3 protein-coding genes are annotated in these 2,557 nt (G+C 63.2%); 1 reads left to right on the top strand and 2 read right to left on the bottom strand.

Going from position 1 to position 2,557, the window contains the following annotated elements; genetic code table 11:
• Nucleotides 1-362 precede the first annotated feature (362 nt).
• Entirely contained in the window at nucleotides 363-1,562 is a 1,200-nt protein-coding gene (locus tag EN750_RS28780; protein ID WP_127398775.1) for a cytochrome c peroxidase, read from the bottom strand.
• Between the two features lie 7 nt (nucleotides 1,563-1,569).
• Nucleotides 1,570-2,019: a FixH family protein gene (locus EN750_RS28775; protein ID WP_127398774.1), complete on the bottom strand. Its 450-nt coding sequence runs from the start codon at nucleotides 2,017-2,019 to the stop codon at nucleotides 1,570-1,572.
• Nucleotides 2,020-2,170: 151 nt separating this feature from the next.
• Between EN750_RS28775 and EN750_RS28770 the strand changes: the two genes are divergently transcribed.
• On the top strand, nucleotides 2,171-2,557 hold a 387-nt coding region (locus tag EN750_RS28770; protein ID WP_245482839.1), incomplete at its 3' end, for a PfkB family carbohydrate kinase.

Below are 2,557 nucleotides of genomic sequence, written 5' to 3'. Positions count from 1 at the left end.
GAGTCCCGGCATGGATCCTGGGGTCTGCGCCGCGTCGCTTCGCTCCTTGCTACGCCCCAGGATGACGAAGCGATGGATGTTTGCGCCAATCGCCGAAGCATGCGGTCCGTGCTTAAGGAATTAGGCGCTCAGCGGTCGCCCCACGACTTTGGCTTCCTGTTTCTCGCACCGAGCCTTGATCGAAGCCTCTGCGATTGCGAATTCCTCTTCCAATGCTCATATTGGGCAGCGAATTTTGAATCCTTGAACCATTCCTTGGCGGCTTCCTCGACGGGAATCATACTCCGGCTCATAGAACCTCCTTTGCTCGCTTCAGCACCAACTCGCCTCGCTTCGCTCAACTATTCCTATCGCCGGCAACCTCACTCCGCCAGCGTCGTCAAAAACGCCACCAGCGCCGCACGCTCTCGATCTGAAAGCTCCAGCGGGTGAACTTCTGACACCCCCTCAACGCTGGGCGCGGCCTTCGCATAGTGCGCCACCACCTCGTCGAGCGACGAAAACTGCCCGGCATGCATATAGGGCGGCCGCGTTGCCGCTCCGCGCAGCGATGGCGTCTTGTAGGCGCGAACGAGTTCGGGCGCATCCTTGACCATGAAGCGCAACTCGCCGCAGGCGCTGGCGTCGCCATCGCGATAGGCGCCGAAGCAGTTGAACGGGTCCGCCTCGACTTGGTGCACGGCATCGATACGGCCGCGATCCGGCGGCAGGCCCGCAACGGATGGCACGCCGGTGTTGTGGAAGCTGTTGTCGGTGAAGCGCGGGCCGTTGTGACAGGTCACGCAATTGGCCTTGCCGATGAACAGTTTAAGCCCACGGATTTCTTGTTTGGAAAAGACAGCATCGCCCTTCGGCTCGGCACCGGTGGCGAGGTTCAGCGCAAAGCGGTCGAAGCGCGTTGGCGTCGGCGCAATCGAGCGTTCGAAGGCGGCAATCGCCTTGCCTAGATTGGCAAAGACGCCGTTGATAGCGTCACGCTGCGGGCCGCTCATGGCATTCCAGGCCGCCCTCTCGACATCGTTTCCAAGCGGGCTGGCATCCAACGGCATGTCGGAAAAATCAGGCAGCGGCCCGAAGATGCGCTCATAGCGTTCGCCGAAGCGCGCCTTGATGTAATGCGCGTAGGCGGTGCGGTTTCCCGCCTGCTCCAGCGGGTTTTCGAGCGGCGTCAGCGCTTGCGCCCACAGGCTGTCGCGGCGGCCATCCCAGAAGAACCAGGGATCGCGCGCGACGCCGGCCAGTGGCATGGTGCGCCGGTTGGTGCGGCCCACCCCGACCGCCTGCGGCAGGTCGTCCTGGAACTGACGGTCGATCTTGTGGCATGTCGAACAGGATACCGACCCGTCACCGCTCATGCCCTGATCGAAGAACAGCGTCGAGCCGAGTGCGGCAGCCGCCGGCACGTCGGCAAAACGATTGGTGGTGTCGGGCTTGAGCGCCGGCAGGGACGACAGCGCCAGCGAGGCGATGGTCGTCTTCTCGGCGTCGGAAAAATCCGGCTTCGTGCAACCGGCAAGGACAACGGCCATCATCAGCGCCAGAAAACGCGAACGCCGCCTCATGTCCTGCTCACAGCACCACGTTGAAGAGCACCGTGTCGGAGCCGGCGGTGGCCGAGATGGCGAAATGCAACTGCCACCAGCCGCTCATGGTGAATTTCACTCCTTCGATTCGATAACGCCCGTCGCCGAGATAGTCGGTCGCCTGCGGGCTGGTCGGCAGGCCGTGACTGTGCAGTGGCATGCCGCCCGAAATCGCGATCGCGGCACCTTCCACCGGAACACCTGCCTTTGTCTTCAAGGTCAGCAGCCAGGATTGCAGTTCGCCCTGCCGTACGACACCCCGCTCCGGCGCGAAGCTGGCCACGAACAGCGCGGTGGCGGTGTTCTTCGTCCGCGAGACATCCGGGCCGGCAGGCAGCGACGACCGCGGCGCCGTCAGGAAGACGACCGCGAGAATGCCGACCAGCAAGGCAGCCAGACCAAGACCCGCCAGAAGATAACGCCATATCGATGCCAAACCGGTTCCTCTTCCGCAGACAACGCTCTGCCGGACGGATCGCATCCCGCCAGCCTGTGGGAAAACGCTGTGACGGAAAAAACCCTGCTTGCCAAGCATGGCGCTGCCGGTGGCAAAAAGCTACAGCACCGGGATCACTGGAGGATTGTAGATGGCGGGAAACGGCGTCGCCTCGATCGGCGAATGCATGCTCGAACTGTCGGGCCAGACGGGACCGAACTGGCGCATGGGCTTTGCCGGCGACACGTTCAACACGCTGTGGGCGCTGCACGCGCTGAGCACCGAGCGGCCGGCAACCTATGTCTCGGCCTTCGGCGACGATCCGTTCTCGCAAGGGCAGATCGATTTCTTCGCTGAAAACGGCATTGGCATCGGCTCCAGCCCGCTCATAGCGGGCGCGCGGCCCGGCCTCTATGCCATCACGCTGACGGGAGCCGAACGCTCCTTCACCTATTGGCGTGGCGACGCCGCCGCGCGGCAGCTTGCCTCGGACCCGGCCGCATTATCGAAAAACCTGGAAAATCAGGAACTTGTCTAT

The sequence above is a fragment of the Mesorhizobium sp. M7A.F.Ca.ET.027.03.2.1 genome, from assembly GCF_003999175.1.
Taxonomy (GTDB): domain Bacteria; phylum Pseudomonadota; class Alphaproteobacteria; order Rhizobiales; family Rhizobiaceae; genus Mesorhizobium.
Note: the sequence above shows the minus strand (reverse complement) of the source record. Positions and strands in the feature narration are given on the sequence as shown.